This is a genomic window from Tsukamurella conjunctivitidis (assembly GCF_007858475.1).
GTDB classification, from domain to species: Bacteria; Actinomycetota; Actinomycetes; order Mycobacteriales; family Mycobacteriaceae; genus Tsukamurella; species Tsukamurella conjunctivitidis.
The window spans coordinates 423,305-436,033 of sequence record NZ_VIGX01000001.1 but is presented as its reverse complement, the minus strand read 5'-3'; the positions used below and the strand labels follow the sequence as shown (position 1 = coordinate 436,033).

The window sequence follows — 12,729 nt, the reverse complement described above, 5'->3', positions numbered from 1 at the left end:
CGCACATCTTGATGTGGATCGGGCCACTTGTCGGACCCGGGCGCGATACTGCGGCCATGCGGATGGACGTGCGGGCAGAGGCGTCGATCCTGCACGCCGATCTCGATTCCTTCTACGCCTCGGTCGAGCAGCGCGACCACCCGTGGCTGCGGGGCCGCCCGGTCCTCGTGGGCTCGGGCGTCGTGCTCGCCGCGAGCTACGAGGCGAAGGCGAAGGGCGTGCGCTCCCCCATGCCGCACCGCGAGGCCCTCGCGCTCGCCCCCTTCGCGATCACCCAGCCGCCCCGGTTCGACGCGTACATGGAGGCGAGCCGCCGCGTCTTCGAGATCTTCCGGGACACCACCCCGCTGGTGGAGGGGCTGTCGGTCGACGAGGCCTTCCTCGACGTGGGCGGCCTCCGCGCCATCCGCGGCACTCCCGTGCAGATCGCGGCACGGCTGCGCGAGCGGGTGCGCGCCGAGGTCGGGCTACCGATCACCGTCGGCGTCGCGCGCAGCAAGTTCCTGGCGAAGGTGGCGAGTGCCGTCGGCAAACCCGACGGGCTGCTGGAGGTCGCGCCCGGCACCGAGCTGCAGTTCCTGCACCCCCTCCCGGTGCGGCGCCTGTGGGGCGTGGGCCCTAAGACCGAGGCGCGCCTGCACGAAGTCGGGATCGTCACCGTCGGGCAGATCGCGGAGCTCGGAGAGCACCGCCTCGCCGCCTTCCTCGGGCGCGGTACCGCGCGCCACCTCTACGCGCTGGCGATGGCGCACGACCCGCGCCGCGTCGACACCGGGCGGCGGCGCAGGTCGATCGGCGCCCAGCGGGCGCTGGGGCGGCGGACGAAGTCGGAGGCCGAGATCGAGGGCACCGCGCTCGCGATAGTGGACCGCCTGGGCGAGCGGCTGCGGGCCGCCGGGCGCGTCACGCGGACCGTCGAACTGCGGCTGCGGTTCGACGATTTCACCGCGGTGACCCGGTCACGTTCGCTCCGCGAACCGACTGATCAGACGGAGATCGTGCTCGCGACGGCCCGCGCGCTGCTCGACGAGGCCATGCCGTTGGTCCGCGAGCGCGGCTGCACACTGGTCGGGCTGTCGCTGGCGAACCTGGAGAACCACGGGGCGGTGCAGCTCGCACTGCCCTTCGACGGCGGTGAGCACGACGCCGATCTCGACCAGGCCATGGACTCCCTGCGCCACCGGTTCGGTCGAGCCGCGGTCACCCGCGGCTCGCTCCTGCACCGCCCACTGGGACCGGACGCGCCGATGCTCGCCGAGCAGGACTGAGGATCAGCGCTGCGCGGCCCGCCACTGCGCGGCGGCCTTCTTCTCCTCCACGACGCGGGCGGCGAAAGCCCGACGCGCGGCGAGGTGCTCCGGGTTGCGGCGCAGCACGAGGTACGCGGCGCCGACGATGAGGAACCAGATCGGCGTGACCAGCATGGCCTGCAGCGTGTCGGTCTCGCGGGTGAAGGCCCAGAGCAGGAAGAGGAAGAACGCGAAGACGATCCACGGCATTACGGTGCCGAGGGGCATCTTGAAGGCGCTCTCCGCGTGCAGCTGCGGCCGGCGCCAGCGGTAGACGAGGTAGCTGACCAGGATGATGGTCCACACGAACATGAAGCACAGCGACGAGACCGTGGTGACCACGGTGAAGCCGGCCGACTTGTCGAGGCCGAAGCCGAGCAGCACCACCGACGACAGCATCATCACGCCCGTGAGGAAGAGGGCGTTCTGGGGCACCTTGCGGCCGGAGAGCTTCGCGAAGATCCTGGGGGCGTCGCCCTCGGTCGCCAGGCCGTAGACCATGCGCGAGGTGGAGTAGATGCCCGAGTTCGCGGACGACATGGCCGAGGTCAGCACGACCGCGTTCACCAGGTGCGCGGCGGCGCCGAGCCCGGCGAGCGTGAAGAGCATGACGAACGGGGACTCGTCCTTGCTGAACCGGTCCCACGGCACCACGGACATGAGGATCACGAGCGAGCCGACGTAGAACAGCAGAATCCGGATCGGGATGGCGTTGATCGCGCGGGGCAGGTTCTTCTCGGGATTCTTGGTCTCGGCCGCCGCGGTGCCCACGAGCTCGATGCCGACGAAGGCGAAGACCGCGATCTGGAAGCCCGCCACGAAACCCATGAAGCCCTGCGGGAAGACGCCGCCGTGCTCCCACAGGTTCGCGAGCGAGGCGCGGGCGCCGTCGTGCTCGAAGCCGGTGAGGATGAGCACCGCGCCGACGATGATGAGCGCGACGATGGCGACGATCTTGATCATGGCGAACCAGAACTCGGTCTCGCCGAAGGCCCGGACCGTCGGCAGGTTGAGGCCGATCAGCAGCACTATCACCGCGACCGCGGGGATCCACGGCGGAATGTCCTTGGCCCAGAAGGTGATGTAGACCGATGCGATGACCACCACGTCGGCCACCGCGGTCACGACCCAGCAGAACCAGTAGGTCCATCCGGTGAAGTGCGCGGCCCACGGGCCGAGGATGTCGCCGGCGAAGTCGGAGAAGTTGCGGTAGCCGGTGCGGCTGAGCAGCAGCTCGCCCATCGCGCGCATGACGAAGTACAGCATGAAGCCGATCACCATGTACACGAGGATCACCGACGGCCCGGCGACCGAGATCGTCTTGCCGGAGCCCATGAACAGTCCGGTGCCGATCGCGCCGCCGATGGCGATGAGCTGGATGTGGCGATTGCTCAGGGCTCGGGTGAGGTGCTCACCCTCCTCCGGGTCCGACGGTGCCGCAGGTGAGGTGGTCATGATTCGGGACACTAACCGATCCCGGTGAGTCCTGGTTCACTCGGGAGCCGCGGCGGCCCCGAAGGCCGCGGCGGGCGCACTCCTGCTCCACGAAATCGTTCAGCTGGTTGTACACCGTTCGATCTAGTGTTAGCTTCGAGACATCGGATGTGACGCCGGTCACGAGCCGATGGTTCGAAGGAGACGCCGTTGTCGACCACCACCACCTCGCCCGAACAGGACCCCGAGTACGCCGCGAACCTCACGCGCGCGACCCTGGCCTCCAGCATCGGCAGCGCCCTCGAGTACTTCGACTTCGCGCTGTACGGCCTCTCCACCGCCCTGATCTTCAACGTGCTGTTCTTCCCGCAGGGCGACCCGGCGATGGCGACGGTGGCGGCCTTCGCGACCTTCGGCGTCGGCTTCGCCGCCCGCCCGTTCGGCGGCCTGTTCTTCGGTCGCCTCGGCGACAAGGTGGGCCGCAAGGCGGTCCTGGTCATCACGATCATGCTGATGGGCGGCGCCTCGACCCTGATCGGCCTGCTGCCCACGTACGAGTCGATCGGGATCTGGGCGCCGATCATGCTGGTGGCGCTGCGCCTGCTCCAGGGCTTCGGCGCCGGCGCCGAGCAGGCCGGCTCGACGGTGCTCATGGCCGAGTACGCGCCGGTGAAACGCCGCGGATTCTTCTCGGCGCTGCCGTTCATCGGCATCCAGGCCGGCACGCTGCTCGCCGCGCTGGTGTTCACCCTCATCAGCATGCTGCCCGAGGAGGCCATGCTCAGTTGGGGCTGGCGCGTGCCGTTCCTCTCCTCCTTCCTGCTGATCCTGCTGGCTGTTGCGATCCGGATGAAGCTGCAGGAGACGCCGACCTTCGTCGAGTTGGAGAAGCAGGAGCAGGTCGCCGACAAGCCCGTGCGCGAGCTGTTCAAGCACGGATTCCCCGGCGTCCTCGTGGGCATCGGCCTGCGGATGGCGGAGAACGGCGGCTCGTACATGTTCCAGGCACTGGCATTGTCCTTCTTCGTGAGCGTGACCGGCCCCGGCGCCGACAAGGGCGTGCTCACTTGGGGCGTCACGATCGGCTCGCTCATCGGGGTCTTCTCCGTCCCGTTCACCGGGCACCTCTCGGACCGGTTCGGCCGCCGGATCGTCTACCGGGCCGGCGCCCTGTTCCTCCTCGTCTACGCGCTGCCCGCCTGGTGGGCACTGACCCTGCACAACCACGCCGTCGCGGTCGCCGTCATCGCGATCGGCATCGGCGTGGGCGTGAACTCGATGCTCGGTCCGCAGTGCGCACTGATCCCCGAGATGTTCGGCGCGCGCCACCGCTACCTGGGCGTGGCGATGGCCCGCGAGATCTCGGCCGTCCTCGCCGGCGGTGTGGCCGGGGTGCTCGGCGCCTACCTGATCAAGGTCACCCACGGGAATTGGCTGGTCCTCGGCCTGTACATGGTGGCGCTGTGCACCATCACCGCCGCGAGCACCTTCCTCCTCCCCGAGACGGTGGGCCGGGACCTCACGCGCACCGACGACGCGGTCAAGATCTCGGACGCCGAGGCCGGAACGGGATACGCCGTGCCGGGCACCGCCGCGCTGAGCACGCTCGACTTCCCCTCCCCCGCCGCCGTGTCCACGCCCACCGCGGCACCCGCACCGTCCGCAGCGCACTGAAAGGCCGCCATGCCCAGCGACACCTCCGCTTTCGACCTCACCGGCCGCACCGCGCTGGTCACCGGCAGCACCCGCGGCATCGGCCGGCGGCTCGCCGAGGGGCTCTCCGCCGCCGGCGCGACCGTGATCGTGCACGGCCGCGATCCGGAGGCCGCGCGGCGGGTCGCCGCGGAGATCACCACCGGGCACCCCGCGCACGCCACGGCCTTCGACGTGACCGACGAGGCCGCCGTCGACGCCGCGATCGGCGCGATCGAGGCCGCGCACGGTACTCCGGACATCCTGGTCAACAACGCGGGGATGCAGATCCGGCACCCGCTCACCGAGTTCCCCGCCGCCGACTGGAACGCGCTTCTCGCGACCAACCTCACGAGTGCCTTCCTCGTCGCCAAGCGCGTCGCGACAGGCATGATCGCGCGCGGCAGCGGCAGGATCGTCAACGTCGGCTCGGTGCAGTCGCAGCTCGCCCGGCCGAACATCACGCCCTACGCGGCGACCAAGGGCGGCATCGTCATGCTGACCAAGGGCCTGTGCGCCGAACTCGCGCCGCACGGCATCACGGCCAACGCGCTCGCCCCCGGCTACTTCGCGACCGAGCTGACGCAGGCCCTGGTCGACGACGCCGCGTTCTCGGCGTGGGTGGCCGACCGCACCCCGGCCGCCCGCTGGGGCGACGTCGCGGATCTGGTGGGGCCGTTGGTCTTCCTCGCCTCCGGGGCGTCCGCGTTCGTCAACGGGCAGATCCTGTACGTCGACGGCGGCATGACGGCCGTCGTATGAGGGGAGACGATGTGAACCTGGGTGTCGTCGCACACGCGGCCGGGGATCTGCGCGTCGAGGAGCTGCCCGAGCCGTCACCCTCCCTCGACGAGGCGGTGATCGCGATCGAGTACGGCGGGGTGTGCGGTTCCGACCTGCACTACTGGCAGCACGGCGCCGCCGGGACCTCGATCCTGCGCGCCCCGATGCTCCTCGGGCACGAGGTGGTCGGCGTCGTCGCACGGGCGGCGGCCGACGGCTCCGGCCCGGCCCCCGGGACGCCCGTCGCCGTGCACCCCGGCACGCCCCACGCGATCGACGGGGTGCCGTACCCGAAGGACCGCCCGAACCTCGCGCCGGCGGCGACGTATCTGGGCTCCGCCGCGCACGTCCCGCACTGCGACGGCGCTTTCGCCCGCCGGGTCGCGCTCCCCACGCGGATGCTGCGTGCCCTGCCCGCCGGGATCGGGGCGCGGGACGCGGCCCTCATCGAGCCCGCCGCGGTCGCCTGGCACGGGCTCGCGCGGGCCGGCGACGTCGCGGGCAAGCGGGTCGCGGTGATCGGCGCGGGTCCGATCGGGCTGCTCGCGATCGCAGTGGCCCTGCACCACGGCGCCACCGAGGTCGTGGCCACGGACGTCGCGGCCGGTCCCCGGGAGCGCGCGCTGACGCTGGGCGCCGCTGCGGCGCTCGACGCCCGGGAATCCGACGCGATCGCCGCGCTGCACGCGGACGTGGTGCTCGAGTCCTCCGGCACGGTGCCCGGCCTGCACGCCGCCGTCGATGCTGCGGCGCGCGGCGGCGTCGTCGTGCTGCTCGGTCTGCAGCGGGCGGGCGACATCGACTTCCCCGCGGCGCAGGCCATCACCCGCGAGCTGGACCTGCGCGGGGCGCTGCGGTTCAACGACGAGATCGACGAGGTCATCGCCGCGCTCGCCGACGGCTCGCTGGACGTGCGCGGCGTGGTGACCCACGTACTCCCGGCTGCGGACGCCGCGGCGGCCTTCGCGATCGCCCGCGACCCCGCGGCCTCGGGCAAGGTACTGCTGGACTTCCGCGCCTGATCAGGCCGGGGCGAGGAACGCGGCGAGCGCCGCGGAGTAGTACCCGATGTCGGCGGAGCCCATGAGCTCGCGGGCGCTGTGCATCGCGAGCTGCGGTGCCCCGACGTCGACGGTGGTCAGGCCCGTGCGGGCCGCGGTGATCGGACCGATCGTGGACCCGCAGGGCAGGTCGGCCCGGTGCACGTAGCGCTGCAGCGGCACGCCCGCCTGCTCCGCGGCGAGGGCGAAGAGCGCCTCGCCGTCGGAATCGGAGGCGTAGCGCAGATTCTGGTTCACCTTGAGGACCGGTCCGCCGTTCACCGCGATGTGGTGCGCGGGCTCGTGCCGGTCCGGGTAGTTCGGGTGCGTCGCGTGCGCCATGTCGCCGGATGCCACCGCGGACAGGCTCAGCGTGCGCAGGAAATCCTCGCGGCTGAGCCTGTGCGACAGGCCGATCCGCTCCAGCACGGTGATCAGGAAGTCGGACGCGGCTCCGCGATCGGAGCCCGAGCCCACTTCCTCGTGGTCGAACAGGGCGAGCACGGGCACGATCCCGTCGACCGGCGTGATCGCCAGCAGCGCCTCGGTGCCCGCGTAGCAGGTCCCCTGGTTGTCGAGCCGAGGCGCGGAGACCAGCGCACCGTCGGCCCCGACGGTGCGGGACGGCGCCAGGTCGTGCGTCATCAGCTCGAACCCGAGCACGTCGTCGGCGGCATAGCCCTCCGCGGCCGCCACGCGTGCCAGGAAGCCGCCCGCGCCGGCGGCGCCCCAGATCGCGTGCAGGTGACGCTGGGGATCGAGCTCGACACCCTTGCGGTTCTCCGAGAGGTGAATGGCCAGCTGTGGAACCCGCAGCAGGGGCTCGTCGATCCGCACCAGCGTGTGCACCACCCGGCCGCCCTCGCGCACGGCGAGGCGACCGGAGACGCCGAGGTCGCGGTCCAGCCAGGAGTTGAGCCAGGCGCCGCCGTAGGACTCCAGGAGCACCTGCGCGAGCCCCGCGGATTCCGCGTCGTGATGCTGCTTGACCCGCAGGTTCGGGCTGTCCGTGTGGCCGCCGACGATGCGGAACGCGGGCAGCTCGCCGTGCTCGCAGTGCGACGAGTCGAAGGCGATGATCGATCCGCCGCGCACCACGAAGTACCGGCCCGGCCCCGGCCAGACGTCGTGCTCGACCAGTTCCGTGTACCCGGCCTCACCGAGGCGGCGGGCCACCGTCCGGCAGACGTGGAAGGGCGACGGGGAGGCGTCGACGAAGGCGCACAATCCGTCCGCGGAGGCTCGGCCGGTAGCCATCAGGCCGACAGCACCGCGTCCAGCGCGGAGTAGAAGATGCCCAGGCCGTCGTCCGACGGGCCGGTGAGGGCCTCGGTGGCGTGCTCGGGGTGCGGCATGAGGCCGACGATGCGGCCGTTCGCCGAGGCGATGCCGGCGATGTCGCGCTGCGAGCCGTTGGGGTTGCCGCCCACGTAGCGGAAGGCGACGCGGCCCTCGCCCTCGAGCTCGTCGAGCACGGCCTCGGAGGCCTGGAAGCGGCCCTCCGCGTTCTTCACGGGGACCAGGATCTCGGCGCCCGCCTCGTAGCGGGAGGTCCACGCGGTGTTCGTGGCCTCGACGCGCAGCCACTGATCGCGGCACACGAAGTGCAGGCCCTCGTTGCGGGTCAGGGCGCCGGGGAGCAGGCCCGCCTCGCACAGGATCTGGAAGCCGTTGCAGATGCCGAGCACCGGCATGCCCTTGCCCGCCGCCTCGACGACCTCGGTCATCACGGGGGCGAGGGAGGCGATGGCGCCGGCGCGCAGGTAGTCGCCGTAGGAGAAGCCGCCGGGGACGACGACGGCGTCGACGCCCTGCAGATCGTGGTCCTTGTGCCAGAGCGCGACGGCCTCGCCGCCCGCGCGCTCCACCGCGCGCGCCGCGTCGACGTCATCGAGCGTGCCGGGGAAGGTGATGACGCCGACGCGCGTCATGCGGTCACCCGCGTGATGGTGAAGTCCTCGATCACGGTGTTCGTGAGAACGTCGGCCGCGATCTTCTCGAGCTGCTCGTCGCTCAGGTCGCCCTCGACCTCGAGCTCGAACCGCTTGCCCTGCCGCACGTCCGCGACACCGGCGAATCCGAGGCGGTCGAGCGCGCCCACGATCGCCTTCCCCTGGGGATCCAGGATCTCGGCCTTCGGCATCACATCCACCACAATCCGTGCCACGTAGCTTCCCTCTCGGTTCGAGCGCGTTCTGGAGGTGTCGATCGCGCTGTGACTGCCAGTTTACCGGCGCATACTGGGCGCATGCGACTCACCCACTACCGCCATTCCTGCGTCCTCGTGGAGATGTCCGAGACCCGGGTCCTCTTCGATCCCGGCACCTTCTCCACCGGCTTCGAGAACCTGACGGGGCTCGACGCGATCGTCGTCACCCATCAGCATCCGGACCACATCGATCCCGAGCGCATCGACGCCCTCGTCGACGCCAATCCCGAGGCGCAGCTGTTCGCCGACCCGACCACCGCGGCCACCCGCGGCGGCCGCTGGATCGCCGCGGTTCCCGGCCACGACTACGGGATCGGCAACCTCATCGCCCGCGCTGTCGGCGGGGTGCACGCCGTGATCCACCCGGACATCCCGACCATCGACAACACGTCGGTCCTGCTCGGTGACGAGGAGCGGATCGGCCGCTTCTACCACCCCGGCGACGCCCTGCACGTCCCCGACGTCGCCGTCGACGTCCTCGGCCTGCCCGTGAACGCGCCGTGGTGCCGGATCAGCGAGACCATCGATTTCTTCCGCGCCGTCCGCCCCGACACCGCGGTCCCGATCCACGACGCGCTGCTCACGCAGGAGGGTGCGGGGGTCTACCTCGGCCGGCTCGCCGAACTGCGTCCCGACGGTGCCGACTTCATCCGCTGGGACGCCGAGGGCTCGCTCGAGGTCTGACGGTGCGCCGTCCCGGGAGCGGCGAATCCTAGGCGGCGACGAGGACCCGCGCGCGGTGCTCGTAGACGACGGGCGAGGCGCCGTGATGCAGCGCGAGGTCGACGGCGTCGAGCATGGTGCGCGAGACCGTCGAGGAGGCGAGCCGTCGGGCGTCGACCGCGAGACGGAGCGTGCCGCCCCGTCGGGCGATGCGGTTGGCCTGCGCGAGCAGCGCCCGGCACCACCAGGGCTCGCTGAGGAATCCGTCGCCGATACCGAGGACGCGGGCCTTCTCCTCCGCGCCGGTGACGAGATCGGTGATAGCGGTGTAGCCGAGGTTCAGGCGGAAGCCGGCGTCGGGCAACGCGAGGACCGCCCCCGTGGAGGCGTTCCAGCGGGGCGCGGCGAAGACGCGGGTCCGCAGGCCCACCGTCTCCAGCACCCGGTCGGCGGCGGCGAGGCGCAACGCGGCCTCGTGCGCCCCGAGGGTGGAGAACTCGGCCCGGCGACGCTTCGTCGCGGCCTGGTCGTATCCGTTGAGCACGATCGCGTCACCGCCGACGCGGCGCTCCCGCAGGAAGGACTGGGTCGACGGGTCGTCGACCAGCTTGTACTTGCCCTTCAGGCGGGGCGCCACGAGCAGCGAGACGGGCACACCGCGTTCGTCCATCCGAGCCGTGAACCGCTCCGCGTCGGCGCGTGTGGCGTCGGAGAGGGCGGAGACCGAGACGTACAGCGGCGAGCTCATGTCCGCAGTGTGCGCGCCCCAGGTGTCCCGTTCGGGGACGACAGGTTGCGTGTCGCTGAACGAGTCCGCCGGCGGGTGCCGCGGCGCGCCGCCCGCGCCGATCAGGCGGGGAGGACGGCCTCGATCGCGCCGATGACCTCGGCGGACTCGGGCTCGGTGCGCGGGCGGAAGCGCTGCACCGCGACGTGGTCGGGCGCGACGAGGAACTTCTCGAAGTTCCACTGGACGTCGCCGGCCTCGCCCTCGGCGTCGGCGGTCTGGGTGAGCTCCACGTACAGCGGGTTCCGGTTCTCGCCGTTGACCTCGGTCTTCGCCAGCAGCGGGAAGGTGACGCCGTAGCTCGTGGAACAGAAGGTGGCGATCTCCTCCGCCGTGCCCGGCTCCTGCCCGGCGAACTGGTTGCAGGGCACGCCCAACACCGTCAGCCCGCGGTCCGCGTACCGGGTCGCGAGCGCCTCCAGGCCGGCGTACTGCGGGGTCAGCCCGCACTTGCTGGCGACGTTGACGACGAGCACGGCCCGGCCGGCGTATTCGGCGAGGGAGGTGGGGGCGCCGTCGAGGGTGGTCAGGGCGATGGAGTCGAGAGTGGTCATGCGCCCGAGCCTACGCGGGATGTAACGCAGGACACATCTATCTCGATTGCGCAATGGTTGCGTCAGAGTTATCGTTTTCGGGTGCAAGCAACTTCCAGGGACGTGACTCCCGAGGACCTCTCCGCGGTCTTCGGCGAGTTCATGGGCCGACTCATGTGCAACGTCACGCAGGAGAGCCTGGGCACGATGCTGTCGTCGGACATCACCGCGCACCAGTTCCACATCCTGCTGCAGCTCACGGCCGCTGAGGCCCCGCTCCCGATCAACCGGCTCGCCGACGATCTGGGACTGTCCGTCGCCGCCACGGGACGGAACGTGGAGAAGCTTGTCCAGCTCGAGATGGTGGATCGGCGTGAGGACGCCTCGGACCGCCGGATCAAGAACCTGACCATCACCGACCTCGGGCGAAAAACAGTTGCGTCCGCGGTCAGCGACAAGCACCGTGAGGTGCTGAGTTTCGCGGAGCGGCTGCCGCTCGAGCTCCGCACCCGGCTGCACGACGTGATGGTCGAGATCCTCGACGAGGGCCTGATCCCTCCGAACCCCTTCTTCACCGCAATGAAAGAGAACGCATGAGTACCGAGAACACGCTCGACAAGAGCGCGATCCCGCACGCGGGTGAGGGCCTCGACCGTCGTGTCCTGATGGTGGCCGGTGTGGTCGTCCTCGGGTCGATCATGGCCATCCTGGACATGACGATCGTGGCCGTCGCGCAGAACACCTTCCAGGCGCAGTGGGGCGCATCGCCCGCCACCGTCGCCTGGACCATGACCGGCTACACCCTGGCCCTGGCCGCCGTGATCCCCGTGACCGGCTGGGCCGCCGACCGGTTCGGCACCAAGCGGCTGTACATGGCAGCGACCGCGATGTTCGTGGCCGGCTCCGCTCTGTGTGCCACCGCGACCTCGATCGACCTGCTGATCCTGTACCGGGTGCTGCAGGGCCTCGGCGGCGGCATGCTGATGCCGCTGGGCATGATGATCCTGACCCGGGCCGCCGGCCCGGAGCGCATCGGCCGCGTCATGGCCGTGCTCGGCATCCCGATGCTGCTCGGCCCCATCGGCGGCCCGATCCTCGGCGGCTGGCTGATCGAGTCCTTCTCGTGGCACTGGATCTTCCTGATCAACGTCCCGATCGGCGCGCTCGCGATCGTCTACGCCTGGTTCGTGCTGGACAAGGACGAGCCCGTCAAGGGCCAGAAGTTCGACCTCGTCGGCTTCGTGCTGCTCTCCCCCGGCCTCGCGCTGTTCCTGTTCGGCGTCTCGTCGATCCCCGAGGCGCAGTCGGACTCGTCGATGTACACCGGCCGGGTCATCCCCGCCACCGTCGTCGGCCTGGTGCTGATCGTCGCCTTCGTCTTCTGGGCGCTGCGCGCCAAGCTGCCGCTGCTCGACCTGCGACTGTTCAAGAACCGCAACATGACGGTCGCCATGATCACCTTCGCGATGTTCGCGATGGCCTTCTTCGGCAGCTCGATCCTGTACGCGCAGTACTTCATCGGCATCCGCGGCGAGTCGACCCTGATGGCCGGCCTGCTGCTCGCCCCGCAGGGCCTCGGCGCCATGCTCACCATGCCGATCGCCGGCGTGCTCACCGACAAGATGGGCCCGGGCAAGTTCGTCATGACCGGCCTCGCGCTGATCACCGGCGGCATGATCGCCTTCACCCAGCTCTCGGCGGACACGCCCTACTGGATCCTGCTCGGCTCGCTGCTGATCCAGGGCCTCGGCATGGGTATGACGATGATGCCCACGATGTCGGCCGCGATCCGCACCCTCGCTCCGGAATCCATCTCCCGCGGCTCCACGCTGACGAACATCGTCCAGCAGATCGCCGCGTCGATGGGCACCGCGATCTTCTCGGTGCTGTTCACCAACTGGCTCACCAACGCCGGCCCGGCGATGCAGACGCCGCAGGGCGAGAAGCACACCGGCGCGCTCGCCTTCGGCCTGAACTCGAGCCCCGAGGCCCGCGAGGGCGGCATCGCGATGTTCCAGGGCGAGAGCGGTTTCTCGAAGTTCCTGCACGAGAACCTGCCGTTCGCGGCGGAGGCCTTCGGGAACACCTACTTCGTGGCCGCGATCCTGGTCGCGCTGTGCATCATCCCCGCGTTCTTCCTGCCGCGCACCCACGCGACGGACACCGAGGCCGCGGAACGCCAGATGGTCATGCCGCACTGATCATCACCGTCTGACAGGAAGTGCCCGGTCCCCCTGGGGGCCGGGCACTTCGTGCATCCGGGGTCGGGCGCTAGCCGGCGACGGTGCCGTGGCCCGAC

Annotated in this window: 13 protein-coding genes; 7 read left to right on the top strand and 6 right to left on the bottom strand. The window is 70.6% G+C overall.

Going from position 1 to position 12,729, the window contains the following annotated elements; genetic code table 11:
• The first annotated feature begins 56 nt into the window (after positions 1-56).
• Positions 57-1,268, top strand: a complete 1,212-nt coding sequence (gene dinB, locus FK530_RS02055; RefSeq protein WP_146485310.1) for a DNA polymerase IV — start codon at positions 57-59, stop codon at positions 1,266-1,268.
• Between the two features lie 3 nt (positions 1,269-1,271).
• Here dinB and FK530_RS02050 read toward each other — a convergent pair whose 3' ends face one another.
• Positions 1,272-2,744: an amino acid permease gene (locus FK530_RS02050; RefSeq protein WP_146485309.1), complete on the bottom strand. Its 1,473-nt coding sequence runs from the start codon at positions 2,742-2,744 to the stop codon at positions 1,272-1,274.
• Positions 2,745-2,933: 189 nt separating this feature from the next.
• Between FK530_RS02050 and FK530_RS02045 the strand changes: the two genes are divergently transcribed.
• Genes FK530_RS02045 through FK530_RS02035 form a run of 3 tightly spaced genes read left to right on the top strand, consistent with a single transcriptional unit; the run spans position 2,934 to position 6,220 of the window.
• Entirely contained in the window at positions 2,934-4,397 is a 1,464-nt protein-coding gene (locus tag FK530_RS02045) for an MFS transporter (protein WP_146485308.1), read from the top strand.
• A 9-nt stretch (positions 4,398-4,406) separates the two neighbouring features.
• On the top strand, positions 4,407-5,177 hold the full coding sequence (locus tag FK530_RS02040) for an SDR family oxidoreductase (protein WP_146485307.1): 771 nt from the start codon (positions 4,407-4,409) through the stop codon (positions 5,175-5,177).
• An 11-nt stretch (positions 5,178-5,188) separates the two neighbouring features.
• The gene (locus tag FK530_RS02035; RefSeq protein ID WP_231706456.1) at positions 5,189-6,220 is read left to right on the top strand and encodes a zinc-binding dehydrogenase; all 1,032 of its coding nucleotides are present in this window, start codon (positions 5,189-5,191) and stop codon (positions 6,218-6,220) included.
• Here the strand turns inward: FK530_RS02035 and FK530_RS02030 are convergent, their stop codons facing one another.
• From FK530_RS02030 to purS, 3 genes are read right to left on the bottom strand one after another with little or no spacing between them, the layout of a single operon-like run.
• Complete coding sequence (locus FK530_RS02030; RefSeq protein WP_146485305.1) at positions 6,221-7,495, bottom strand: M18 family aminopeptidase; 1,275 nt, start codon at positions 7,493-7,495, stop codon at positions 6,221-6,223. It lies immediately after the preceding gene.
• Positions 7,495-8,169: a phosphoribosylformylglycinamidine synthase subunit PurQ gene (purQ, locus tag FK530_RS02025; RefSeq protein WP_146485304.1), complete on the bottom strand. Its 675-nt coding sequence runs from the start codon at positions 8,167-8,169 to the stop codon at positions 7,495-7,497. Before purQ ends, FK530_RS02030 begins: the two co-directional genes overlap by 1 nt.
• On the bottom strand, positions 8,166-8,405 hold the full coding sequence (gene purS, locus FK530_RS02020) for a phosphoribosylformylglycinamidine synthase subunit PurS (RefSeq protein ID WP_146485303.1): 240 nt from the start codon (positions 8,403-8,405) through the stop codon (positions 8,166-8,168). Before purS ends, purQ begins: the two co-directional genes overlap by 4 nt.
• A gap of 81 nt (positions 8,406-8,486) precedes the next feature.
• Here purS and FK530_RS02015 point away from each other — a divergent pair, with 81 nt between their 5' ends.
• Positions 8,487-9,131 (top strand): MBL fold metallo-hydrolase, encoded by a 645-nt coding sequence (locus FK530_RS02015; RefSeq protein WP_146485302.1) that lies wholly within the window; start codon positions 8,487-8,489, stop codon positions 9,129-9,131.
• 28 nt (positions 9,132-9,159) lie between these two features.
• Here the strand turns inward: FK530_RS02015 and FK530_RS02010 are convergent, their stop codons facing one another.
• On the bottom strand, positions 9,160-9,858 hold the full coding sequence (locus FK530_RS02010; RefSeq protein ID WP_146485301.1) for a DUF2334 domain-containing protein: 699 nt from the start codon (positions 9,856-9,858) through the stop codon (positions 9,160-9,162).
• Between the two features lie 101 nt (positions 9,859-9,959).
• Positions 9,960-10,451: a glutathione peroxidase gene (locus FK530_RS02005; RefSeq protein WP_146485300.1), complete on the bottom strand. Its 492-nt coding sequence runs from the start codon at positions 10,449-10,451 to the stop codon at positions 9,960-9,962.
• 81 nt (positions 10,452-10,532) lie between these two features.
• On the opposite strand from FK530_RS02005, the gene FK530_RS02000 reads away from it, so the two are divergent.
• Positions 10,533-11,027 carry a MarR family winged helix-turn-helix transcriptional regulator gene (locus FK530_RS02000; protein ID WP_146485299.1) on the top strand — a complete coding sequence of 165 codons (495 nt, stop codon included), beginning with the start codon at positions 10,533-10,535 and terminating at the stop codon, positions 11,025-11,027.
• Positions 11,024-12,631: a DHA2 family efflux MFS transporter permease subunit gene (locus FK530_RS01995; RefSeq protein ID WP_146485298.1), complete on the top strand. Its 1,608-nt coding sequence runs from the start codon at positions 11,024-11,026 to the stop codon at positions 12,629-12,631. Before FK530_RS02000 ends, FK530_RS01995 begins: the two co-directional genes overlap by 4 nt.
• The last annotated feature ends 98 nt before the right edge of the window (positions 12,632-12,729 follow it).